Below are 22,447 nucleotides of genomic sequence, written 5' to 3'. Positions count from 1 at the left end.
GTAATATACACATACTAGTATTCTTTCGTTATTCAGCATTAGTAATCAATCCCTTCTTAATTTTTCAGAAGACGTTACACACCACAGCAGCTTAAACTAAAAAAGGCCTGGAAGCAGAGATATGTCTGCTTCCAGGCCTTGGCTGTACGGATCATGGACAAGTCAAAGTAGAAGAGTGTTCTCTCCCAAGACGCAAACGAGGTTAGCTGTCGGATTCGGGATTGAGAGTCCCCGTTCTTTCTTCATCAGAAAGAATTCACCCCTAAAGCTTTAGCAGCTTTGTTGGTTCCCCCGTTCCTCATAGAGGACTAAGCGAATGCGTATAAAATTGATCGTAATTCATATTATGCTAAAACATGCTAAAAGTAAACAGTTAGCGACGGAGTAAACCATATCATATCATTGAAATTCAGTAGAACTAATGCTTTGCTATGGTATATACTACGCAGTGAAGTCTACGGGGTTTCATGGTCTGTCATTATTGAAAGGGGCATATAGGATGGCTAATGGTAAATCCGAGCAGTTAAAGTCATTAAAACAGTTCAAGCTATCATCATCACGCCTGATCCTTCTTGGTTTCGCCGTACCGATTGTAATCGGCGCAATCTTGTTGGCGTTGCCTTTATCTTCGTCATCAGGTGAAAGTATAGGTTGGATAAACGCTTTGTTCACCTCGACATCTGCAGTGTGCGTAACCGGATTGGCCGTAGTGGATACAGGAGCGGACTTCTCCATTTTTGGTCAAATTATTATCATGTGCCTGATTCAGGTCGGCGGTCTTGGTTTCATGACGTTCGGAGTTTTGATCGCCGTTGTACTCGGTAAGAAAATTGGACTGAAAAATCGACTGCTCCTCCAAGAATCTACTAATGCATTATCAACGCAAGGCGTAGTGAGGCTTTCTCTAGGCATTTTTCTGATTGCGCTTATTATCGAGTTCATAGGTGCAGCCTTGTTAATCGTTCGGTGGGAAGCGGAACTGGGCTTAGGCCAAGCTATTTATTACGGGATGTTCCACTCCGTCTCTTCGTTTAATAACGCCGGCTTCGGCCTCTGGTCGGACAGTTTGAGCCGGTATGTGGGTGACCCGCTAGTCAACCTCGTTATCACCTTGCTTTTTATCATTGGCGGCCTTGGATTTACTGTAGTGTTGGACGTATGGAAGCATAGAAGATGGAACAAGCTGTCCCTTCATTCCAGAATCGTTTTGTCGACTTCAGCATTTCTATGTTTAGCCGGGTTTATCGTTATTTTCATTATTGAGTTGTTCAATTCCCGTACATTCGGCCCTTTGACCTGGGGAGAGCGGATATGGGCGGGGTATTTTCAAGGCGTGGTAACTCGTACGGCCGGGTTTAATACCATTGATATATCTGCGATGATGACAACTTCTCAATTTTTCATGATTTTCCTTATGTTTATCGGTGCCTCCTCCGGATCTACGGGAGGCGGGATCAAAACCAATACATTTGCCGTGCTTTTATTCACCTTGATTAGTATCATTAAGGGGAAGGAGGACGTGCAGTTATTGAACCGACGCATCCCCCAATCCATTATCCTCCGATCTATAGCAGTCATGGTGATTTCGGTGAGCGTTGTGATTGGCGCTACTTTCTTGCTGACCATAAGCGAACATAGCTTGCAAAAGGATTTTATGGAGGTTCTGTTCGAAGTGACCTCTGCATTCGGCACAGTGGGTCTATCAATGGGATTGACGCCCGAGCTGTCTCCGTTTGGAAAAGGAGTCATCATTTTGACCATGTATATCGGCAGACTCGGCCCCTTAACTCTGGCCTTTGCGCTGTCACAAAGAGTCGTCAAACAAAAATATCGGTTGCCTGAAGAGAAAGTGCTTATTGGCTAAGAAGAACGTACATAAACGTAGGGGATCGATACCGTCAATACGAAAAATAAGGTTCAGCTGGAGTAGTCTAATTAGTACTCCGGAACTGAACCTTACGCGTTCTATGTTCTGTTATGCTTTCACTGAGGTTTCTTACCTATCCGCCCCGTCCGTTTCCTTCCCTGGGCTGGCTAATCCAAACTTCTTAACCATAAGTTTGATGGTTAACCCTTGAACGAGAAGCGAGAAAAGAACGACGCTGAAGGTGAGTACGAGTATATCGTCACGGCCGTCAAAGGTTGTGGGCAAGCTCAAGGCGAGTGCGATCGACAAGCTGCCCTTTAACCCTCCCCAATTCAAAACCACCTTCCATGAAGAAGGGAAGGATTTCAGGAAGTACAGGCTTACGTAAACGGCCAATGTTCTTCCGATTAGAACGATGAGAATGGCTGTCCCGATTAACGCCCATTTCTCCGCGAAGTTAATATGCTTGATTTCTAGGCCGATCATTAAGAAAATCAACGAATTCGCGATTAACGTGATGACGTCCCAGAACGAATTAATGTTCATTTTGGTTGTATCCGACATCCCGATGCGCGCTCCGTAACTGCCAAAAATCAAGCCGCCCACGACAACGGCAATTACGCCGGATACGTGGAAATGCTCGGCGATAAAGAAACTTCCGAAAAACAGGAGCATAGAGAAGGCTATTTCCAGCGGATAGTCATCATAGAAGCGAATGAGCTGCGAGAACAGGTACCCTAACAGGCCTCCAACCGCAATTCCGCCAATACTAAATTTTAAAATGAGCAATACACCACTTCCTATTCCCGCCCAACCCATTTCCATATACGTGAGCAAATAAACAGAGGAAATTTGAAATAACACAACGGCAATTCCGTCATTAAACAGCGACTCGCCCTCGATGATCGTCACAATTTTCTTCGGTACCCCTAAAGATTTGAAGATGGAGATGACACTGATCGGATCCGTGGCGCTCATCAAAGCAGCAAAAGTAAATGCAACAATCAGAGGCAATCCCATAAAACCATACATGGCAAGAGCAATAAGAAGGAAAGAGAGCAAGGTTCCGCCAAAAGCGAGGGCAATCACCGGCTTTCCTTGTTTACGAAGCTGCGAGAACGGAAGCTTTAACGTGGCGTCTCCAAGAAGGATAGGCAGAAATAAGGAGATAATGGTCGCTTGAAACACATTCGATTGGGTTATGAACGATTCGGCCTCATCCAACACCGGTATATGGACCAGGCCAAGCAGCAGGCCTACAATAACAAGTGCAATCGAGTAAGGTTGATTCATTTTTTTGGCTATCGCAATAACACCCATCGATATCCCAAGCAAAATCAGCAGTTGAACGAAAACCTCATTAAAATGATGCATACCGGCACCCCTCGCCAAAGGATAAAATCTCCATTTATTGTAACCTAAAGACCCCATAACACCAAATATGTTGACATACGGGACTTTGAGGGAGTATTTTTATGAATATAAAATAAAAAAATTCACAGAGTCATAAATCACATGGATAAGGTTGTGAAATGCCACATGCCCAAAAAATTCTCGGATGAAGAGCGTGAATGGATTCGTCAAAAACTGCTGACGGAGGGACGCCACCATTTTGAAACGTCGGGCCTCCGCAAAACAAGCGTTGAAGATTTAACGAAAGCTGCCGGCATTGCTCAAGGCTCGTTTTACATGTTTTTTGGATCGAAGGAGGAAATATATTATGAACTGATCCTGGAGGAGGAGCAGCGAATCCGCAATGCCGTCCTGGATTTATTCCCTCCTGAAGAGGTAAGCAGCAAGGATAGCATTAAACGGTTTCTCTTGTATTCATTGGGGATGATGGATGAGAGCCCGCTGCTTCGGCAGATGATGGATCGTGGGGAGATGGAGCTATTGTTTAGAAAATTGCCGAAAGACTTGCTCGAGCGTAACTTTATGGAGGACCAAGACGCGCTATTGCCTGTGATCACAGCTTGGCAGAAGGCCGGCATTTTATCTGGCACGGCACCCGAATCCATCGTGGGAATGATCAGATCCTTGGCACTACTTACGCTGCACAAAAAAGAGATTGGAGAAGAGCAATTTTCATCAACCATCGAATTGTTGGTCGAGTTATTATCTGCGGGCATGCTTGCAGTGTCTAAAGCGGTGAAGGGGGAGGGGGCGTCGTGATCGAAGTAAAAGGGCTTCATTATACGTATCCCAATCATAAAAAGCCGATCCTGAAGGGGCTTGATTTTGTCGTTTCGCCTGGAGAAATCTTTGGATTTCTCGGCCCCTCCGGCGCTGGGAAAAGCACGACGCAAAAACTGCTGATCGGTGCTTTGAAAGGATACCAGGGAAGTATTAAAGTCCTGGGGAACGAGATCAGGGATACGGGTCCCGAATATTACGAGCGAATCGGAGTGGCTTTTGAATTCCCGAACTTCTACAGTAAATTTTCAGTTCTTGATAATCTAAAACTCTTTCGTTCCCTTTATCAGGGGGAGACAGAGGATCCAATGAGGCTGCTGGAACAAGTCGGTCTGAAGGAAGCCGCGAATATGAAGGTTTCCCAGCTTTCCAAGGGCATGAAGATGAGGCTGAATTTCTGTCGGGCGTTACAGCATGACCCGGATATATTATTTCTGGATGAACCTACGTCCGGATTAGACCCGATGAATGCCCAACGAATGAAGGAGTTGATTCTTGCCAAAAAGGCTGCCGGCAAGACAATTCTAATCACAACGCATAATATGCAAGCGGCCGAAGAGCTTTGTGATCGGGTAGCCTTCATCGCCGACGGCGAAATTAAGCTGGTCGATTCGCCAAAGGAATTGAAACTCCGGAAGGGAAGAAGGACGGTGCGAGTCGAATACCGCAAGGGCGTAGAGTTAGTGGATGCCGTATTTTGTCTCGATGGCATCGGTGAGAACGGCCAATTTCTTAGGCTTATACAGGATTTTCGCCCTGAGACCATACATTCTCAAGAAGCATCGCTTGAACAAATTTTTATTGAGGTGACGGGGAGGCAACTTGTATGAAGGGCTTATCCCTTTTTGTCTTTGATCTGCGTTTTCAGTGGCGTCACGGTTTCTATTGGGTTTATGCATTCGTCTGTACCTGTTATTGGATTCTGCTTCGTTTCGTACCCGAAGCTTACCAGGAGACAACAGCGATTGTGCTGACCTTCAGCGATCCGGCCGCACTGGGGCTTATCATGGCTGGCGGTATGGTTCTGCTGGAGAGAGACCAAGGCGTCCACGACCCGTTGTTTGTATCGCCGGTGCACATTCGGGATTATCTGCTGGCGAAGGCGGCCTCTTTGTCGGTGTTATCCCTTGCGGCAGGCTGGGTGATTCATATGGCGACCGGCAGTCTTCCGAAATATCCGCTTGCTTTTTCTGCCGGCATTGTCTTAACATCATCCTTCATGACCTTGCTGTCGATTGGGGTGGCGGCACGCCAGCGGACGATTAACGGGTTTATACTGATGGTGCAAGCTTATGGGCTGCCATTCGTCCTTCCATTGCTCGGTTTCCTTCAATTGTGGGAGGCTGGCCTGTTTTTCGCCCTTCCGACCGAAGGAACACTCCGGTTACTTGTATCTCCTAGTGGCGGCCTATCCATGGGAAGCGTTCTATATTCTGTTACTATCCTATTGATATGGAACGTTGCGGTGTACCTCTGGGCACACCATTCCTACAGTCGACATGTGCTGATGCGGATTGGAGAGGGAGGAGCCAAGAATGTACAAATATAAATTCCTTATGTTAAAGGACCTACGTCTTGCGTGGAAGGATCCCGTTCTTATGGCAGTCCTGATCGGCCCGTTGATGCTTCTCTTACTATCGAGATGGGGATATCCCGTCGCTGATAATTGGTTGGATGTTAACTATTCGTTTCAACTGGAACCTTACCGCGGCTTCACTGCATCGTTATTGGTCACTACCATTCCTATGTTAACAGGAATGCTTACGGGTCTGCTGATGCTTGACGAACGCGACGAGAATATGATTGCTTATTATGCGGTGACCCCTTTATCGAATAAAGGCTACTTGCTTTATAGATTAGCGCTTCCTTTTCTGCTGTGTACCGTTTTGTCTATCGCATACTTGTCTCTTTCCAACTTGTCAGAGATTGGTGTAGACAGTTTATTTGTTATACTTCTGCTGGCACTGGAAGCGCCATTGTTTTCGTTGATTCTTGTCGCTTTCTCAGCGAATAAGGTGGAAGGGTTAGCCTTTTCTAAAATAGGAGGGCTGTTCATAGCAGGACCTGTAGTGGCCACTTTCGTGCCAGGGGGTTGGCAAGTGCTAGGTGGGTGGCTGCCAACGTATTGGCCGGCTAAGACTCCCCTTTTGATGACGAACAATGAGCCTTTCTTGGTATTGGTTTTCTTATTGGTTGGCTTGCTTTTGCATTTCATCTATTTATACCTTATGGCAACTGTCTTCGTTAACCGGAAATCATAATTGAATATGAATAATGTTTGGAAATATAGTAAAGGGTAAGGGATACACAAGCAATTACAAATAAGGAGTTAAGCGTATGAGTGAGGTTTGGTCCGAGGTTTGGAAGTCCCTTGTATTAATCATGTTTGGCATGTTGGTGCTTCGAGTATCTGGTCGTAAATCAATATCTCAAATGACAGTTCCAACGACAATAGCGATGATATCGATTGGTACCATTATTGTACAGCCCATTGCAGATGAAAATATACTCATTACCATGATAGCAGCCGTTGTTTTCATAATCGTATTGATCCTTGTTGAATTCATGCAGGTGCGCTGGAATACACTTGAAAAATGGATTAAAGGACCTGCTATAATTGTGATCGAGAACGGCCAATTTGAATTGCAAAACATGAAAAAATTAAGATTAACGGTTGACGCGCTTGAAATGAAACTGAGACAACAAGGAATATCAAAACTTAGCGATGTTAAGACCGCAACGATCGAACCCAACGGTCAACTTGGATACGAACTTCAAAATCACGCCAAGCCTGTTACTATTACTCAACTTGAGCAATTGTTATCCCAATATTTTAAAGAACCAGGAATCCAAGATGAAGTTCATGGCGCAATTCATCCTACCTCGGATACAAATTTTTTCGATGAGATCAAAATGGGAGAAAAGCATGTTCAAGATAAGCAGCTGCAATAAAATTGGATCTTAATAAATTTGTTTGAGACTGGCGCTGAAGCCGGTCTTTTTTATTACTAAAGCTGTTGTCAAAAAGCACAAAATCAAGGCTCATTCATCCGATGATCGTGCTAGAATATCCCAGTTTTGCATGCATCCATATCCGCTTCATCGCACCGTCAGGAAATATAACGAATCCCATTCTTTCGTTCTTCTTCAGAGAAATCGCTGGTTATACGAGAAAAATCTAAGCGGCTGGCCATATCACCGTTCACGGTTGATCAGTCTTTCAGGGCAAACGAATGTATGTGTTAGGTGTTGCCACTACTCCACTTCCGGAAAAATTTATGTTTGTCGACTGTGTGGATGACCGCTTCAAAGCTCTAACTGGCAATTCTAAGAGCCTCCGATCAGCCGGATTTGGATGAACGACCTCCTTTGATTAATATAATCAAAGCAAGTAGCAATGGCAGTCCGATCTGAAAGATGGGAAAGTGGTATTTCAAATTTTGAGCGAACCCGATCCAGATATGATAAATAAAGTTCGGGGAAACGAACGATATGGTAAAGATGATAGCACCCACGATCACGGTGGTTTTTTTATGGCTGATTTTGACCAGACTGGAGAGACCGAGTACGGCACCGAGGTAGAATGCGGTCATTTTTACGAAAATGCCGATATAGATCAGCAAGATGATCAACGGGTCCAAACGCTCCAGAAAATCGGCGATTTCGATGAGTCGAACCGACCGGAGCAGCGGAAAAGTCGATATGCTCGTTATGGAGGGATCCAATATCGCAAGGTTTAATATGTTGAATATCATTAAAAAGATGCCCACGAATATGTAGGAAGACAAGGATGTCTTGGACAGCGTTTTCTTATCATCGAAATGATTCCAAAACATGAGAAAGACCACAATTTGACCGAACGGAAAACTGATCACCTCCGGCAAAGCTGCTTGCAGCACCGGCCGGATTCCGTTTTCAAGCATGGGTATAAGGCGGTCAAGGTGAATGATATTCGAACCGATGAACATAAGAACGATCAAGATATATCCGATCATCGTAAAAGGAAGCAGAAATTCCGTGACGCGAAAGAATACCTCAATGCCTTTCCAAACGGCATAACCGGACAGCAAGACCATCAAGAGAATCAGGATGAACAGCGGTGTGCTGGGGAGAAAGGAGATATTGATGATGTCCGCGAATTCGCGGGTATTTCGCATGGATTCATACGCAAAATAAACGATATAGGATGCAGTAATAAGGGAGCCCAAATATTTCCCCAAATGCCGATTTAGAATTTGGGGAAGTGCATGCTCCGAATTTTTGTTCTGGATATAGAGGTAGACGCACAACAGCAGCAATCCCGCGAGCATGGCAACCAGCACGACCAGCCAAGCATCTTGTTTAGCTTCAATCCCCAGCTCATACAATGGGGTGCTGCCGATCATAAACAAGATGGTCATGGCTATGATTTGGTATTTACCGATCTTCTCCATTGGGGACCTCCTTGTTATAGGTATCGATTGCGGTCTATTTATTGGGTTCAATTAGATTCGAGAAGGGTTTATTGATCATATTCGTGTGCTCCACGTTGACTTCAAGATTCAGGTCGAGTTCCAGCTCCTGAAGCGGATGCTCCAACTTTGAAAGGCGTTTGCTGGCCGCCGGATATCTTCTGTGAATCATATCCAAAAAACCAACCACATCCACATTCAAATCCTTCATCCTTTTCCACGTAGCCAAGACTTCTTCCTTGATCTGCTCGGCTATCGCTTCCTCGAGTTTCGAAATGACTTCCGGTTTCGTCAAATCCATCGTACAGCTGGTTTCATCAAGAGCCCCCTTGGTTTGAATATGGACCATCATGTTGACTGAACCGTTGACCAATCTGGGATCTACCCGAGTCGAGGAATGGGTGACGCGGTAACTCGATAACCGGGTTGCGTCTTGATCGCTGCACGGGGTAACAATGATCAGGTTTTTGACGCTGTTCGAAAGCCAAGCGACGCCTCTGCTTTCTCTTCGCTTCATCCATCCGACCAGTCTGTCTCCCCGAAATACGCCTAAATCCCCAAGTTTGAGTACCGCTTGATTGCGGGTCGACTTTAAGGCATCCAAGGTGGATTGCTCCTCTTGATTGCCGGACACTCTCAACTCGGGTGCCATGGCGCTTTGGTACGGATTGGCGACCATGGATGCAAAATCGATCAATTTAATATTTTTCACCTGGGACAGATTTTCTTGCCCTTGCGTAATGACCCGTTGAATCGCATTGCCCGATATTTTCTCCAACGGAATAAGCACTTCCAACAGATTGGAGGCTTTGTCCTTGGTCAGTAGAACCGACATGGTTTCCCGGCTTTCCATGGGGCGGAGGAAAAAATCAAGGATTTGTTGTACGCCTGTGTTCCGAACGACTTGTTCATTAATAATCAATATGGAGTTATGGGCGAAAAACAACGCGCGCGGCGCTTCTAAATTCGCGTTCTGCATGGCTTCGCGAATGGTCTTGCCCCTGGTGGAGAAGATGGTGATCGGTGATTGACTTCCCCCGGATCCACCACCGGTCTGGGTGGCGATGGACTGCGGAATGACGACTTGGAAGGAGATGATCCATTCGTCTTCGCTGCGGTCTATGGACGTCGCCGAGACAATGCTAAGCGAGTTTAACTCTTTACTGTCCCAGCAACCGTTGAGAAGCAACGAGGCGGTCATCATGAGAATCAGGAGTTTAAGCTTCCGGTTCATCTGTTCTTCACCTCCGACTTATACCGTTTGTATACTATTTGTTACCATCGGAAGGCGATGGGCGCTGGTTCATTTTTTGCCGTTTCGCGTTTTTACGATTGATTAAGGTGGGTCTTGTCACCATGGCCCACCATGGAACTCGCACCAGCACGTCTTTTTGGTCTAACGGGATAAATGGAGCGAACGGCGTAAGATACGGCAAACCGAATGATCGCAAGCCGGCTAGGTGGATCAGCATGGCGAGTAATCCTGCCATAATCCCAAAGAGCCCTAAAGTTGCCGCCAATATCATAAAACCGAATCGGAGCAGTCTGGCGGAGTTGGCTATGCTCACGGAAGGCGCAACAAAGCTCGCGATGGCGGTAAATGCAACGATGATCACCATGGCAGCTGACACTAAACCTGCCTGTACAGCGGCTTGACCCAGTACTAATGCGCCTACGATGGATATCGCAGAACCCATCGCCCTGGGCATGCGCACACCGGCTTCCCTTAATACTTCGAACGTAATTTCCATCGCCAAGGCCTCGACAACGGCGGGAAAAGGGATGCCTTCCCGCTGTGCTGCAAGGCTGATTAGCAGGGTCGTTGGCAGCATTTCTTGATGGAATGTGGAGATGGCAATATAAAGCGAAGGAAGAAGCATCGACACCACAAAGGAAATGATGCGCAACAGGCGCAAAAAAGTGGCGATATCGAACTTTTGGTAGTAGTCTTCGCTCGATTGAAACAATTTGAAAATAGTGATGGGAGCAATCAGCGCAAACGGTGTCCCGTCAACCAAAATGGCGATTTTCCCTTCCAGGATCGCACCTGCGATAGCATCGGGGCGCTCCGTATTGGTGATGGTAGGAAAGGGGGTGAACGTTGTATCTTGTATAAACTCTTCGATATACCCGCTTTCCAGGATGCTGTCGGTATCGATCCGGTCTAAACGATTCAATATTTCTTGTACGATCTTATCATTGGCGATGCCATTCAAATACATAACGGCAACATCCGTTTGGGTGACGCGGCCAATCTTACGATCCACGATCCAGAGGTTCGGGCTTTTAATCTTCCGACGGATCAAGGCGGTATTCGTGCGGATATTTTCGGTGAAACCTTCCTTCGGGCCCCGAACGACGGTCTGGGATTGAGGCTCTTCTACTCCGCGTTCTTCTCCTCCAATAGAGCTGGCGATAACGCCATGAGAGGATCCGTCGATGAGAATGACAGTATTGCCTTCAAGGATGGCGGAGATCAATGGCTCCATATGCTCCAAATCGCTGATGCTGCCAATGGATAAGAACCGGTTTTTGATAATGGACAAGATTTCTGCAGGGTCAGAGGTATGCAGCTCTTCGTCGTAATCCTTTGAGGCTAAGGATTGCATGATCGAGTGATTGATGGTGAGCGTATCAACCAATCCATCGATATAAATAACGGCTAGGGTATGATCGCTTCCAAGCATATGACTTAGGGTGCGAATGATGATATCCCGGCTATGGCCGGTTTGTTCCCGGATTCTATGTAAATTCTGATCCAAGCGGTCGGATAGACGAGAGGCTTCGGCGGTTTGCTTCGTTTGCCCATTATGATGAAGCAGGGCCGTATTCGATGGGGGTTGCTTTGTTCGTTTAAAAAAGGCCACGGGATCAGCTCACTTTGACAAGATTCATACGATCTAAAGTTCCCTAAATCTGGGTTTAATATTCTTTGGGCGTAAGGACATCGGCTGTTAGCATCTATTGGAATTAGCTATAAGTTTTATTTCATTTATATATTGGACCAATAGCTGATTTGATTTTATGATTCTTTACATAAAAAGAAGGAGGAGCGTGACTCGATGTCCATTTATCAATTTCAAGCCAATGCTATCCATGGCCATCCTGTAGAATTATCCAGGTTTAAGGGCAAGGTTCTTCTAATTGTTAATACTGCCAGCAGGTGCGCATACTCCCGTCAATTTGCCGATCTTGAGCTGCTTTATAATCGTTACCGAGAACAGGGATTTGAAATACTTGGTTTTCCTTGCAACCAATTCAATGAAAAAGAGCCTGGGAGCCATGCTGAAGTTCATGAATGTTACGAGGACCGCTTAGGATTGACCTTTTCTTTGTTTGAAAAAGTCGAGGTTCGCGGTCCGGCAGCCCATCCGATATTCTCTTATCTTACACATCGGGCACCATTCGAAGGCATTGAAACTCAAACTCCAAACGGGCAATGGATGAAGAATTTCCTGCTGGATAAACATCCGGACATATACGCTGGTGACGGAATAAAGTGGAATTTCACTAAATTCCTGATCGATCGTAACGGTAACGTTGCCGGTCGGTATGAAACTGTAACCGAACCGCTCGAGATCGAACCGGCTATCGTCTCACTTCTCGGAAACCGTTAACTCGTCCGATCTCATCGCTTTTGTGAATTTGCGAGGCAGGTTAGTTTAACTATAAGTGTTTTATCGTCTGCACAGATCGGCGAATCCATGGTACTTTATAGTTAGCTTGGATCTCTCGAATAAGTGGAAAAAAACTTGGAGGCGTGGGGTAATGAAAAAAAGGCTTGAAACACGGATCGAAGGGGACCGCATTGTGCTCCGTCCCGTAAGGGAAGATGAATTTGATGTATACTTCGAATTATTGCAGGATGCGGAGTCTAACCGATTAACGGGAACACAGCAGACGTTCACCAAGGATTCGATTGCGGCTTGGATTCATAACATCGGATACGCCCATGAGGATCGCCTGGATATGATGATTGCGGAGAAGGAATCGGACGAACTAATCGGAGAAGTGGTCCTGAACGAAATCGACCTCAACAATCGCAGCGGCAATATCCGCATATCGATCTCCGGTCGGCACAGCAATAAAGGATACGGCACGGAGGCCTTGAAGCTTATGCTGCGTTATGGTTTCGAAAGTTTAAGTTTGCACCGTATCGAGTTAGGCGTATATGCGTTTAATCCCCGGGCCATCCATGTCTACGAGAAGCTTGGTTTCAAACGGGAAGGTACCCTGCGAGACTCGCTATATTGGGACGGAACATTCCATGATATGATTGTAATGTCGATTCTGGAGGAAGAATATCGGCAGCTGCCATAGCCATTCCTGTATCCTTATATCATATTACGTAAGAAGTCGCCAGAATCGGCGACTTCTTTATTTGCTATTATAATTGGAGTTTCTTTTAATCAGATGTCGAGAAGCGAAACCTCTTGGGGCTCTCTTTAGTGAGTTATTCAAACAACTAACAATAATGTATAACAATTCAACCTCAGTTGTTAAATCTAGGAACCAGCCTCCGATACACTGGTCAAGGTAGAGGGAATTTAGGTACAATAGCTAAACAATCTCATTATTTAAGATTGGAGATAGCGACTATGGAGAATCAGAGAAAAACCATATTATTTCAAGGTGATTCGATAACCGACGGCAATTGGGGAAGAAACCACGGTTCAATCGTTCGGCAGCTGGCAGAGGAATATCACACGCTTTTTGTTCCTTTGCAGGAAGTATTCAACCAAGCAGCCCAAAACGTTACGGCGGAATACTGGTTATGGGACGGTGTTCATCCTACGGCAGCGGGACACCAGTTGTTGGCCAGGGAGTGGTTAAAGACAGTCCAGCAATGTGACTTGTGTATCCGATGATGAATAGTAGTTCTATAGATATGAAGTCTCATGTGTCCGCCCGGATTAAACTCCCTCCGGGATTTTGGACAGGATTAAGACAATTGGGGATTGCCGCTGAGGACGTGGCCCGCAAAGCGCGCTTGCCGCTTGCGATCATCACTGGAGCGGAAGTCACCACCGCCCAATACTTCGCGATTTGGCAGGCGTATTCCGATCTCGTGGGTGATCTGGCCAAAGGCATCGTCGAGCTTGCAACCGTCTTTGAAACGGCGAAGTACCCGCCTACCGTCTTAGCGACTTACCACGCTCGTGACTATCGCGAGGCTTTATATCGAATGTCCCGGTACAAGCAGCTTTGCCCGCCTGAAGGTTTGCGTATCACCGAGGAGGGCGAGCTCTGCACGATTGATCTGGAGTGGGGGAACAGCCTGCAGACCGGTCCGCCGATGCTGGTCGGAATCACGCTGGCATATCTGCTTGAGCTCGGACGCCGGGGGACAGGTCAACCGTTGAGGGCAAGACTCGTGGAATTTTCCGAGCCTATGGGCGATGTAGAGACTCTTGAAGCTTATTTTGGCTGCCGAATCCGGTTTGGCGCAGCACGCAATCGGCTCTCGCTGCTTCGACAAGATCTGGACCGTCCCTTTATTTCTTACAATGAAGAGCTGCTGGAGATCCTGACTCCCGCCCTGGACCGATCGCTTGATGAACGGCGAAACAGCCGTTCCGTTTCCGATATGGTCAAATGGATCTTGAAACGCTGCCTCATGGGAGGGCGCCACGACATTCACGTTGTCGCGAAAGAAATGGGGATGAGCGACCGTACCCTGCAGCGCAAGCTGACAGATGAAAACACGAGCTACAAGCAGCTGTTGACACAAGCCAGACATGAGCAGGCGATCGAGTACTTGGCAGACCCTTCTATCGATATTAAAGAAGTGGCGTTTTTGATTGGTTATGCAGACCAGAACTCATTCTACCGCGCGTTCCGCATGTGGGAAGGCGATACCCCTTCGAATTGGCGCGCTGCAAATGGCGCGAGAAGCAAGAACTTTGGCGCCATAGGCTAGTTACCCGTCTATCCATTCAAGGTAATATAATCATGATCCAGATTGCAAAGGAGAAATGTTTATATTATGGATATGGAATTAAACAATAAAACAGCGTTGGTTACAGGCTCTACGAAAGGGATAGGCAAAGCGATTGCCATGGAACTTGCCAGAGAGGGAGCCCATGTTCTCATTAACGGACGAAATGATGAAGAGGTTGAACGAACCGTACAAGAAATAAAATCGAAATTTCCGAATACCTCTCCGCAAAAGGCAACCGCCGATTTGGTGGATATCGGTCAACGGGAGGCTCTATTCGAAAAATACCCTCATGTTGATATTCTGGTTAACAATATGGGGATATACGAAATCATGTCGTACGAGGACGTTGACGATGAAGTATGGGAGACGTACTTCCGTACCAACGTGCTTGCTGCAAACGGATTAACCAAATTTTATTTGCCTGGCATGCTGAAGAATGATTTTGGCCGCATTATCTTTATGGCGAGCGAAGAAGCCGTGATGCCTTCCGGACAAATGCCGCAGTATTGCATGACAAAATCCATGCTGTTATCCTTGGCCAAAAGCTTGTCCAAATTAACGAGAGGAACCGAAGTTACCATCAATACGATCATGCCGGGACCGACTCTCTCCGAGAACGTGCAGCATATTATCGAGGGTATATACGCGAATGAAGATATGACCTTTTCGGAAAAAGAGAAGGCATTCATGGCCGCAAACCTGCCACAATCTGAAATTCAACGATTCATTAGGCCTATTGAGATTGGCAGATTGGCAACATTTTTATGCAGTCCTTATGCTTCCGCGTTTAGAGGCTCTCCTATTCGTATGGATGGGGGAATGGTTCCGACCATTTTCTAACGTTCATGAAATAACAATGTTGGCTTCAAACGACAAAAGCTTGGGATCCCAATAGGAGATCTCCAAGCTTTTTTGTTGTTTTGCAATAACAAAGGTGTTACTCGCTTATGAGCTCCAGCTTGTTCAGCCTTTTGTGGTACACCATGCGAGACAGACCGATGCTGATCTCATATAAGAGGAACAGCGGCACGATGACGAGAATATCCGACACAAAATCCGGCGGCGTTATGGTGACGGCTGCAACCGTCAGCAGCAAATAGGCAATTTTCCGCATTTTCGATAAGCGCAGCGGATTCAGAATGCCGATCGACGTTAAGAACATGATGACAACCGGCATTTCGAACAGAACGCCGAACGGTACGGTCATATTGATCATGAAGCGGAAGTATTTTTCGGCGGTATAAGCCGTAATGAAATGATTCGAGAGCGAATCCAGGAAGGACAGGACCATAGGGTATACGATAAAGTAGCCAAAGGCCAGACCTGCGAGGAAGAGCCCCCCGATTGCGGGGATATACGCCAAAGAAGCCCGGCGTTCCACGGTGCTCAGACCGGGGACGACAAATCGCCATACTTGAAAGCCGGCTACCGGCATCGTCACCGCAAGGGCGATCACGCCGGCGATCATGAAGTATACCCATATCACATCCGTCGGTCCCAGCACTTGGAGCTGCCCTTCAACGTCGCGAGTCAGCATTTCATACAGCGGCTCTACATATAGAAAAGCGGCACAAAGGGCCACCAAGAAGGTGCCCAATGTGATGAGGATCCGCTTGCGGAGCTCCGTTAAGTGCTCTAATAGATGCAGCTCCTGCTCCTGTCCCTGCTCGGTCATTTCAATTTATCTCCGTCTTGGATATCTTCCGCTGAAACCAGTTCCCGCGTGGAGTTCTTGAATTCGCTGAGCGTTCGGCCGAAGGCCCGTCCTAGTTCAGGCAGCTTCGAAGGGCCGAAGATAATCAAGGCGATCAACAAGATGAGAATCAATCCTGTCACGCCGATGTTTCCTAGTGGCATATGCTCAACTCCTTTAGCTATTTTTTATCCGAAGCCATCCGAAGCAGCTCCGAAATATCCCTGGCTATCGACTCGTCGCGCGGCGAATCATGCAGCTTCGTGGCAATGCGGTCTATCAGCGCAGGGGCTTGCGGATTGGTCACCGTTAGAATTTGCACTTCTTCATTAAACATCTTCTTCACTTGCTCTTTGGCTTGCGACATATTATCGTTGTCCACGGCCTTGACTCCCATTACATCTTCGTTCGGCTCACCTTTGCCCGACATTCCTTCCGTCTGACTTAACACCTTCTTCTGCATGCTGTCATAGTGGTTGGAAGAAACCTTTGATTCTGCGCGTGCCAGGACAATCGTGTCATTCAGGACAAAAGCCTTCACTCCGTCAATGCCTTGACCTGCGAGTCTTGACTGTACGTGGGAAGAGACGCCGCCTTCATGCAGGCTGGATGAACCGATCATGCTGTAGACGGACATGCCCATACCGCTTGTGGTTTTGCCTTGGACGTTGGTTGTTTCGGTTTTCGGCCCATGATAGCTCGGAATCACATCGGCACTGTGCAGGTGAACGGTGTCGGCATTACCTGGCTGGGTGGACTGCGCGTTTTGTTGATTGTCTGTTTGATTCAAGCAGGCTGTTAATGAAAGAAGCAGTACGGATCCCAGGAGGGGACCTTTCCACCTGCTCCAAAATGGTCTCATGAGCATTCGCCTCCATATCGGTAGTAATTTTATCATGCCCGGATGGAGAATAATGTATGAATGAAATTTTGATGGGGACAATACCCATTATTCAAAATGATGAAGAGTAGGGGTGCTGAAAGTTTGAGCGAACAAGACCAACAACAAACCAAACCAGCGAAGCCTGACGGCTCGCAGACGATGTCACGGCGGAAGTTCCTAAGAAACTCCGGTTATGCCGTGGGAGGTGTCGTGCTGGGCGGTGTACTCGGATATCTTCTGCCAAAGCAGAAAACTCCGCCTGCAGCACCGGCGCCTGCCCAGAATGAAAACAACTACAACCAAGCGTTAATGTTCTTTAACCAGGAACAATACAGGATCACGGAGGCAGCCGTAGAGCGCATTTTTCCTGCGGATGACAATGGTCCTGGAGCCAAAGAGTTAGGCGCTGCATTTTTCATCGACCACCAGCTGGCCGGTGATTGGGGCTTCAATGCAAGAGATTATATGCAGCCCCCTTTCTATGTTGGAGAGAAAACGCAAGGCTATCAAGGCCGATTAAGACGGCGAGAGATATTCTATATCGGTCTCCGCGAGATTCAGAACTACAGTCAGAAAAAGTATCAAAAAGACTTCCCGAGCCTGGCGCCGGAGGAACAGGATGCCGTGTTAACTGCCTTTCAGAACGACGAGGTCAAATTGACAACGATCTCGGCCAGCGGGTTCTTCAACCTGCTTCGCAGCAGCACATTGGAAGGGGTTTACAGCGACCCCCTATACGGCGGCAATAAAAATATGCAAGGCTGGACGATGCGCCAATATCCGGGTAACCAAATGGCTTACACGAATATTATTGAGAAGAATTTCACCGTCATCCCGCCGAAGAGTTTAAAGGACCACCTATAACAGCTCATCCATAGCGAAAGGAGTACACAAATGGCCAAAAAATTACCGAAAACGGATGTTGTCATTATCGGCGTCGGCTGGGCTGGCGGGATTATCGCCTCGGAATTGACCAAGAAGGGTTTATCCGTCGTCGGTTTGGAAAGAGGTAAAGAAAGGGTAACGGAAGACTACTACATGGCTCACGATGAGCTCCGTTACGCGCTTCGGTACGATTTGATGCAGGACCTTTCCAAAGAAACGATTACCTTTCGCAGCACCGAAAAAATACGTGCACTTCCGATGAGGCAGTACGGATCGTTTCTGTTAGGGGAGGGACTGGGAGGAGCCGGCGTGCACTGGAACGGGCAAACGTTCCGCTTCCTGCCCTACGATTTTAAAATCCGGAGCATGACGGAAGAACGTTATGGGAAAGATAAAATACCGGCGGAAATGACGATCCAGGACTGGGGCATCACCTACGATCAGCTCGAGCCGTATTTTGATAAGTTCGAGAAGACGACCGGCATTTCCGGCGAGGAAAATCCCTTGGCGGGGAAACGTTCGAATCCGTACCCTACACCGCCCATGCTCCACACGCCATCCATGAAGATGTTTGCGGATGCTGCGAAAAACCTGAAACTCAATCCGTATACGGTTCCTTCTGCCAATCTGTCAGAAAGCTACACGAATCCGGATGGCATATCACGAGCCGCATGCCAGTATTGCGGATACTGCGAGCGGTTTGGCTGCGAATACGGAGCGAAAGCGGATCCTGTCGTTACCGTGATTCCTGTTGCGAAAAAAACCGGAAAGTTCGAAATCCGAACCCATTCTTATGTTCGAAGAATTCTGCATAAGGGCGGTAAGGCAACGGGCGTCATGTATACGGACCTCACGACCGGAGAGGAAATCGAACAACCGGCGGATATCGTAGTATCCACGGGATACGTATTTAACAATACCCGTTTGATGCTCCTCTCTAAAATCGGCAAACCATACGACTCGTCCAGCGGGTCGGGCGTGATTGGCAAAAACTATGCCTATCAGGTGATCAAGGGGAATGCCGCCGGATTTTTTGAGGATAAATTCAATTTGTTTGCCGGTGCGGGAAGCCTAGGTATGGGTCTGGACGATTTTAACGGCGACAATTTTGATCACTCGGACTTGAAGTTCATTCATGGGGGGAATATTGCCCACACCATAACCGGACAAAGACCCATTCAAAACAATCCGGTTCCTGAGGAATCACCGCGTTGGGGAAAAGAGTTCAAGGCGAATTCCTTGAAGTATGCAAACAGCGTGCTGTCCGTAGGCTCTCAGGGCTCATCAATGCCTTTCCGGCATCACTATCTGGATTTGGATCCAACCTATAAGGACGCATTCGGAGACCCGTTGATTCGAATCACGTTTGATTTCGAAGAGCAGGACCGCCAGTTGGCCAGGTATCTTTCCGATCGCTGCGCGGAGATCGTGCAGGAGATGGGAGGCCAGAACATTATGAAATTGAAAGAACTGGGACCTTACGAAATTACGACATACCAATCGACTCATAACACCGGCGGGGTGATTATGGGAGAGAACCCTGGCAATTCGGCCGTCAACAACTACATGCAAGTGTGGGATATGGAAAATTTGTTTGTGGTAGGCGCATCCGCGTTCCCGCATAATAGCGGCTATAATCCGACCGGGACGGTCGGGGCTCTTGCTTATCGCACAGCGGAGGGAATTCTGGAATACAGCAAAAAAGGCGGGCTGTTAGTATAGCTTGCATTATACAAAAGGAGGCAGTTTCAGAAATGTTCAAAAAAGGGTTACTGTTTGTACTGCTATTGACAACTTTTGCTTTTGCAGCGGTAGCATGCGGCGGCAATAATACATCCGAGCCTGCTCCGGCTCCTGCAGAAAACGGGGGACAAGCTCCGGAAGGAGCAACCGGCGGGAATGCAACCAACGATGAAGCCATGACGCTGTACAATGCCAACTGCATGGCTTGCCATGCTACCGACTTAGGCGGAGGCGGAAGCTTTCCCAGCCTGCAAAACGTAGGATCCAAATACGATGCCAGCCAAATTGCGGGCATAATCACGAATGGGCGCAATGGAATGCCGGCGTTCCAAGGCAAGCTGACGGAAGACGAAATTAATGTACTGTCCCAATGGTTGGCTGCCAAAAAATAAGACGAACCGATTGAAAGAAAGCAGGACCCTCATGATACAATGCAGATACGGATGCATGGTAATCATGAGGGTTTATTATATTGTACAAGGAATTTTGAAACGATCTAGGAGGGGCTTTTAGAAACATGACAGAAGCATTTGTATCCCCCCATAGTACCTGTTCCCTGGATTGCAGTACGGTCGTATGTTTTTTTGCCGGTGTTCTGACCTATCGGAATAACTTTGAAGACGCAGCCAGCGAGATAGCCCGAAGATACCCAAATGCCAAAATTGTGATGATCTTTCCTTACGGGATGGCCAACGGCAGGGAGGGGGCCGCTTTATTCCGTCTGTTGGCCCGGCAGCTTACTCAAGTCGGCTATGATCTGGCGCGTGAGCGCTCCCTTAGAGTAATCAACGCTGCGGAGATCCTCCGCGACCATGCCGCAGGCTCCGACCGCCTGATCCTGATCGGGCACAGTGCTGGAGGCGTAGTTGCCTACCGGACAGGATTATATATGAAAGAGAAGTTTGGATTGCAGAAAGTTCAGGTGTTTGCCGTGGGGTGTCCCAAATTCTATTTGAAGGACATCCCCTACAATAATCGGTTTACATATATCACGGGCCAGAATCCGGACAGGATCACCCAAATCGGCAGCTGGCGCAAACCCGGTTCGAGAGTGTACCGGGGAAGGCCGGGGCGTGAGATGCAATTGGATTTTAATCCGGATCATCAAGGATGGCGGTTTCATGCGTCCTATTTTCTGAAATCGGCCTGGACCGATTCGAACCAAACGTTCCGTACCAATTCGGAAGACCTAGTCTCCAAAATTCATGAATTGGATTCAGAGAATGAATAGTTGCCGTAATATATATTATGTAAACTAATAATTTCTTTTTGCTTCCTTTACCGAAAAGGTTATACTAATCATTGGGTTTATACGATCGTCATCAGGAGGATATGCATATGGCAATACAAGATGGAGATTCACTACAGAAGAAATTGAGGCCAAGGCATATCAGCTTTATGGCTATGGGCGGCGTCATCGGCACCGGCATATTTAAGGGAAGCGCCGAGACGATCGGTCTCGCCGGGCCTGGCGTGATTTTCTCTTATATCTTTGCGGGACTGCTGCTGTTGGTCGTCATGGGTGCCATGACGGAGATGGCTACGGTATATCCGGGGCGAAACATGAAGGACTTTGTTCGGCAAGCGTTCGGAGAGCGGGTATCCTTTGTCATGGGCTGGATGTATTGTTTTATGTGGCTGTCGGTTTGCGTGATCGAAGTGATTGCGGCAGGCAGCTTTCTGCAGTACTGGTTTCCCGACGTACCGCTGTGGATGCTGAGCCTGGCAAGCGCAGCGCTCATTATTCTCATCAATATGATGAGCGTGGGGAGCTTTGGCGAAGTGGAATTCTGGCTTGCGGGCATCAAAATCGCCATGATTATGATCTTTATCGTACTCGGGAGCTTACTGATGTTTGGAGTGATTCCGAGCTCCGATGCTCCGTTCCTTCACAATTTCACAGCGCACGGCGGGTTCCTGCCAAACGGATGGTTTGCCATCTTTTCCGCCTTGCTGGTCGTTACCTTTTCGTACGGCGGCTCCGAGCTGATCGGCCTCACATTGACAGAAACCGAGGATGCGGACAAAATCCTGCCGAAAGTCGTGCGCAATTTTATTTTACGGGTGATTTTGTTCTTCACGCTGCCGATTCTGATTATATGCGGATTGATTCCGTGGAACCAGCTCGGCGGAGAGGCGAGTCCTTTTGTTCAAGTGCTGTCGGCTACCGGGCTTCAGGGAACGGCCCACATCATGAATTTTATTCTCGTGACGGCCGTGCTGTCGGCAGCCAATTCCGGCATCTATGGCGCGACGCGCATGATTTATTCCATGGCAGCCGCCGGAGAGGCGCCAAAGAGCCTGGCCAAAACCACGAACAAAGGCATACCGCTTAATACGTTGAAACTCTGTGCAATCATACTATTAGCGGGTTCCTTGCTTGGACTGATCGCGCAGGACCAGCTGTTTCGGGTTTTGATGGCGGTCCCTGGCTTTGTCGTTGTGCTGGTATGGATCTGCATTTGTTTCTCGCAGCTGAAACTGCGCAAAGCTTATCCGAAGCAGCCCAGCTTTAAGGTATGGGGGTTCCCCTACATAACCGGGGTAACTGCCCTCTGCTTGTCAGTGATTGCGGTCCTGTTTCTTATTGACGGTCAGAACCGGGTCAGCATCAGCGTATGTCTGGCCGTTCTGCTGCTATTGGTTGTCTGGTCCATCATGAAATTCAAAAAAGAGAGCAGAGTCGGATAATTGAAGGATGACGGGCTCCAACTTCACGGCAATCGAACAAGCCGGACATGGTGTCATGATCCGGTTGCGAGCCGCATGGCTGCAAACAAGAAAACCTAAA

23 protein-coding genes and 1 riboswitch are annotated in these 22,447 nt (G+C 47.6%); of the genes, 16 read left to right on the top strand and 7 right to left on the bottom strand.

The annotated features are described in order from the left end of the window. Positions 1 to 175: 175 nt before the first annotated feature. A riboswitch (cyclic di-AMP (ydaO/yuaA leader) is annotated at positions 176 to 325 on the bottom strand. A gap of 174 nt (positions 326 to 499) precedes the next feature. Beyond that, positions 500 to 1,864 carry a TrkH family potassium uptake protein gene (locus RB298_RS19760; protein ID WP_375119751.1) on the top strand — a complete coding sequence of 455 codons (1,365 nt, stop codon included), beginning with the start codon at positions 500 to 502 and terminating at the stop codon, positions 1,862 to 1,864. A gap of 132 nt (positions 1,865 to 1,996) precedes the next feature. On the opposite strand, the gene RB298_RS19755 is transcribed toward RB298_RS19760, so the two are convergent. Then, positions 1,997 to 3,241, bottom strand: coding sequence for a cation:proton antiporter (locus RB298_RS19755; protein ID WP_486048166.1), 1,245 nt, complete (start codon positions 3,239 to 3,241; stop codon positions 1,997 to 1,999). 165 nt (positions 3,242 to 3,406) lie between these two features. On the opposite strand from RB298_RS19755, the gene RB298_RS19750 reads away from it, so the two are divergent. The 5 genes from RB298_RS19750 (at position 3,407) to RB298_RS19730 (ending at position 7,012) form a co-directional block, all read left to right on the top strand. After that, entirely contained in the window at positions 3,407 to 4,039 is a 633-nt protein-coding gene (locus RB298_RS19750) for a TetR/AcrR family transcriptional regulator (protein ID WP_096774548.1), read from the top strand. Then, the gene (locus RB298_RS19745; protein ID WP_486048164.1) at positions 4,036 to 4,890 is read left to right on the top strand and encodes an ABC transporter ATP-binding protein; all 855 of its coding nucleotides are present in this window, start codon (positions 4,036 to 4,038) and stop codon (positions 4,888 to 4,890) included. The genes RB298_RS19750 and RB298_RS19745 overlap by 4 nt, the downstream gene beginning before the upstream one ends. Continuing rightward, entirely contained in the window at positions 4,887 to 5,609 is a 723-nt protein-coding gene (locus RB298_RS19740; RefSeq protein WP_375119753.1) for a fluoroquinolone export ABC transporter permease subunit, read from the top strand. Before RB298_RS19745 ends, RB298_RS19740 begins: the two co-directional genes overlap by 4 nt. Continuing rightward, positions 5,596 to 6,321, top strand: coding sequence for a hypothetical protein (locus RB298_RS19735; protein WP_096773610.1), 726 nt, complete (start codon positions 5,596 to 5,598; stop codon positions 6,319 to 6,321). Before RB298_RS19740 ends, RB298_RS19735 begins: the two co-directional genes overlap by 14 nt. Before the next feature lie 76 nt (positions 6,322 to 6,397). Further along, complete coding sequence (locus RB298_RS19730; RefSeq protein ID WP_096773611.1) at positions 6,398 to 7,012, top strand: DUF421 domain-containing protein; 615 nt, start codon at positions 6,398 to 6,400, stop codon at positions 7,010 to 7,012. A 389-nt stretch (positions 7,013 to 7,401) separates the two neighbouring features. Here RB298_RS19730 and RB298_RS19725 read toward each other — a convergent pair whose 3' ends face one another. From RB298_RS19725 to RB298_RS19715, 3 genes are read right to left on the bottom strand one after another with little or no spacing between them, the layout of a single operon-like run. After that, the gene (locus tag RB298_RS19725; protein WP_486048161.1) at positions 7,402 to 8,493 is read right to left on the bottom strand and encodes a GerAB/ArcD/ProY family transporter; all 1,092 of its coding nucleotides are present in this window, start codon (positions 8,491 to 8,493) and stop codon (positions 7,402 to 7,404) included. A gap of 34 nt (positions 8,494 to 8,527) precedes the next feature. Beyond that, positions 8,528 to 9,745 (bottom strand): Ger(x)C family spore germination protein, encoded by a 1,218-nt coding sequence (locus RB298_RS19720; protein ID WP_096773613.1) that lies wholly within the window; start codon positions 9,743 to 9,745, stop codon positions 8,528 to 8,530. A 34-nt stretch (positions 9,746 to 9,779) separates the two neighbouring features. After that, on the bottom strand, positions 9,780 to 11,378 hold the full coding sequence (locus RB298_RS19715) for a spore germination protein (protein WP_486048159.1): 1,599 nt from the start codon (positions 11,376 to 11,378) through the stop codon (positions 9,780 to 9,782). A gap of 195 nt (positions 11,379 to 11,573) precedes the next feature. On the opposite strand from RB298_RS19715, the gene RB298_RS19710 reads away from it, so the two are divergent. The 5 genes from RB298_RS19710 (at position 11,574) to RB298_RS19690 (ending at position 15,292) form a co-directional block, all read left to right on the top strand. Further along, positions 11,574 to 12,128, top strand: coding sequence for a glutathione peroxidase (locus RB298_RS19710; protein ID WP_486048158.1), 555 nt, complete (start codon positions 11,574 to 11,576; stop codon positions 12,126 to 12,128). 151 nt (positions 12,129 to 12,279) lie between these two features. After that, a complete protein-coding gene (locus tag RB298_RS19705; RefSeq protein WP_486048156.1) occupies positions 12,280 to 12,831 on the top strand; it encodes a GNAT family N-acetyltransferase in 552 nt (183 codons plus the stop codon). 278 nt (positions 12,832 to 13,109) lie between these two features. Next, positions 13,110 to 13,379 carry a hypothetical protein gene (locus RB298_RS19700; RefSeq protein ID WP_486048155.1) on the top strand — a complete coding sequence of 90 codons (270 nt, stop codon included), beginning with the start codon at positions 13,110 to 13,112 and terminating at the stop codon, positions 13,377 to 13,379. 20 nt (positions 13,380 to 13,399) lie between these two features. Continuing rightward, positions 13,400 to 14,431 (top strand): AraC family transcriptional regulator, encoded by a 1,032-nt coding sequence (locus tag RB298_RS19695; protein WP_486048153.1) that lies wholly within the window; start codon positions 13,400 to 13,402, stop codon positions 14,429 to 14,431. A gap of 66 nt (positions 14,432 to 14,497) precedes the next feature. After that, positions 14,498 to 15,292, top strand: a complete 795-nt coding sequence (locus RB298_RS19690) for an SDR family NAD(P)-dependent oxidoreductase (RefSeq protein ID WP_192571996.1) — start codon at positions 14,498 to 14,500, stop codon at positions 15,290 to 15,292. A gap of 97 nt (positions 15,293 to 15,389) precedes the next feature. Here RB298_RS19690 and tatC read toward each other — a convergent pair whose 3' ends face one another. From tatC to RB298_RS19675, 3 genes are read right to left on the bottom strand one after another with little or no spacing between them, the layout of a single operon-like run. Then, positions 15,390 to 16,127: a twin-arginine translocase subunit TatC gene (gene tatC, locus RB298_RS19685; RefSeq protein WP_096773619.1), complete on the bottom strand. Its 738-nt coding sequence runs from the start codon at positions 16,125 to 16,127 to the stop codon at positions 15,390 to 15,392. After that, entirely contained in the window at positions 16,124 to 16,309 is a 186-nt protein-coding gene (gene tatA / locus RB298_RS19680) for a twin-arginine translocase TatA/TatE family subunit (protein ID WP_015735144.1), read from the bottom strand. Before tatA ends, tatC begins: the two co-directional genes overlap by 4 nt. A 17-nt stretch (positions 16,310 to 16,326) precedes the next feature. Then, positions 16,327 to 17,007, bottom strand: coding sequence for a hypothetical protein (locus RB298_RS19675; RefSeq protein WP_486048150.1), 681 nt, complete (start codon positions 17,005 to 17,007; stop codon positions 16,327 to 16,329). Between the two features lie 123 nt (positions 17,008 to 17,130). Between RB298_RS19675 and RB298_RS19670 the strand changes: the two genes are divergently transcribed. The 5 genes from RB298_RS19670 (at position 17,131) to RB298_RS19650 (ending at position 22,347) form a co-directional block, all read left to right on the top strand. Next, positions 17,131 to 17,892: a gluconate 2-dehydrogenase subunit 3 family protein gene (locus RB298_RS19670; RefSeq protein WP_009590268.1), complete on the top strand. Its 762-nt coding sequence runs from the start codon at positions 17,131 to 17,133 to the stop codon at positions 17,890 to 17,892. A 30-nt stretch (positions 17,893 to 17,922) separates the two neighbouring features. Beyond that, entirely contained in the window at positions 17,923 to 19,635 is a 1,713-nt protein-coding gene (locus RB298_RS19665; protein ID WP_486048148.1) for a GMC family oxidoreductase, read from the top strand. A 32-nt stretch (positions 19,636 to 19,667) separates the two neighbouring features. Further along, positions 19,668 to 20,048: a c-type cytochrome gene (locus RB298_RS19660; protein ID WP_015735147.1), complete on the top strand. Its 381-nt coding sequence runs from the start codon at positions 19,668 to 19,670 to the stop codon at positions 20,046 to 20,048. Positions 20,049 to 20,173: 125 nt separating this feature from the next. Beyond that, complete coding sequence (locus tag RB298_RS19655; protein ID WP_486048146.1) at positions 20,174 to 20,887, top strand: lipase family protein; 714 nt, start codon at positions 20,174 to 20,176, stop codon at positions 20,885 to 20,887. A gap of 107 nt (positions 20,888 to 20,994) precedes the next feature. Beyond that, positions 20,995 to 22,347 (top strand): amino acid permease, encoded by a 1,353-nt coding sequence (locus RB298_RS19650; protein ID WP_213578524.1) that lies wholly within the window; start codon positions 20,995 to 20,997, stop codon positions 22,345 to 22,347. Positions 22,348 to 22,447 lie beyond the last annotated feature (100 nt).

The sequence above is a fragment of the Priestia sp. BR_2 genome, assembly GCF_041954005.1.
Classification (GTDB): Bacteria; Bacillota; Bacilli; order Paenibacillales; family Paenibacillaceae; genus Paenibacillus_AQ; species Paenibacillus_AQ lautus_A.
The sequence above is the reverse complement of the archived record's forward strand: the minus strand, read 5'-3'. Positions and strand labels throughout refer to the sequence as shown.

Bases quoted from the DNA above. Each gene is read 5' to 3' on its own strand.
- RB298_RS19675 (WP_486048150.1), bottom strand. From the start codon at position 17,007: ATGAGACCATTTTGGAGCAGGTGGAAAGGTCCCCTCCTGGGATCCGTA.
- RB298_RS19705 (WP_486048156.1), top strand. From the start codon at position 12,280: ATGAAAAAAAGGCTTGAAACACGGATCGAAGGGGACCGCATTGTGCTC.
- RB298_RS19725 (WP_486048161.1), bottom strand. From the start codon at position 8,493: ATGGAGAAGATCGGTAAATACCAAATCATAGCCATGACCATCTTGTTT.
- RB298_RS19700 (WP_486048155.1), top strand. From the start codon at position 13,110: ATGGAGAATCAGAGAAAAACCATATTATTTCAAGGTGATTCGATAACC.
- RB298_RS19650 (WP_213578524.1), top strand. From the start codon at position 20,995: ATGGCAATACAAGATGGAGATTCACTACAGAAGAAATTGAGGCCAAGG.
- RB298_RS19740 (WP_375119753.1), top strand. From the start codon at position 4,887: ATGAAGGGCTTATCCCTTTTTGTCTTTGATCTGCGTTTTCAGTGGCGT.
- tatA (WP_015735144.1), bottom strand. From the start codon at position 16,309: ATGCCACTAGGAAACATCGGCGTGACAGGATTGATTCTCATCTTGTTG.
- RB298_RS19720 (WP_096773613.1), bottom strand. From the start codon at position 9,745: ATGAACCGGAAGCTTAAACTCCTGATTCTCATGATGACCGCCTCGTTG.
- RB298_RS19660 (WP_015735147.1), top strand. From the start codon at position 19,668: ATGTTCAAAAAAGGGTTACTGTTTGTACTGCTATTGACAACTTTTGCT.
- RB298_RS19665 (WP_486048148.1), top strand. From the start codon at position 17,923: ATGGCCAAAAAATTACCGAAAACGGATGTTGTCATTATCGGCGTCGGC.
- RB298_RS19735 (WP_096773610.1), top strand. From the start codon at position 5,596: ATGTACAAATATAAATTCCTTATGTTAAAGGACCTACGTCTTGCGTGG.
- RB298_RS19655 (WP_486048146.1), top strand. From the start codon at position 20,174: ATGACAGAAGCATTTGTATCCCCCCATAGTACCTGTTCCCTGGATTGC.
- RB298_RS19695 (WP_486048153.1), top strand. From the start codon at position 13,400: ATGAAGTCTCATGTGTCCGCCCGGATTAAACTCCCTCCGGGATTTTGG.
- RB298_RS19690 (WP_192571996.1), top strand. From the start codon at position 14,498: ATGGATATGGAATTAAACAATAAAACAGCGTTGGTTACAGGCTCTACG.
- RB298_RS19755 (WP_486048166.1), bottom strand. From the start codon at position 3,241: ATGCATCATTTTAATGAGGTTTTCGTTCAACTGCTGATTTTGCTTGGG.
- RB298_RS19760 (WP_375119751.1), top strand. From the start codon at position 500: ATGGCTAATGGTAAATCCGAGCAGTTAAAGTCATTAAAACAGTTCAAG.
- RB298_RS19750 (WP_096774548.1), top strand. From the start codon at position 3,407: ATGCCCAAAAAATTCTCGGATGAAGAGCGTGAATGGATTCGTCAAAAA.
- tatC (WP_096773619.1), bottom strand. From the start codon at position 16,127: ATGACCGAGCAGGGACAGGAGCAGGAGCTGCATCTATTAGAGCACTTA.
- RB298_RS19710 (WP_486048158.1), top strand. From the start codon at position 11,574: ATGTCCATTTATCAATTTCAAGCCAATGCTATCCATGGCCATCCTGTA.
- RB298_RS19730 (WP_096773611.1), top strand. From the start codon at position 6,398: ATGAGTGAGGTTTGGTCCGAGGTTTGGAAGTCCCTTGTATTAATCATG.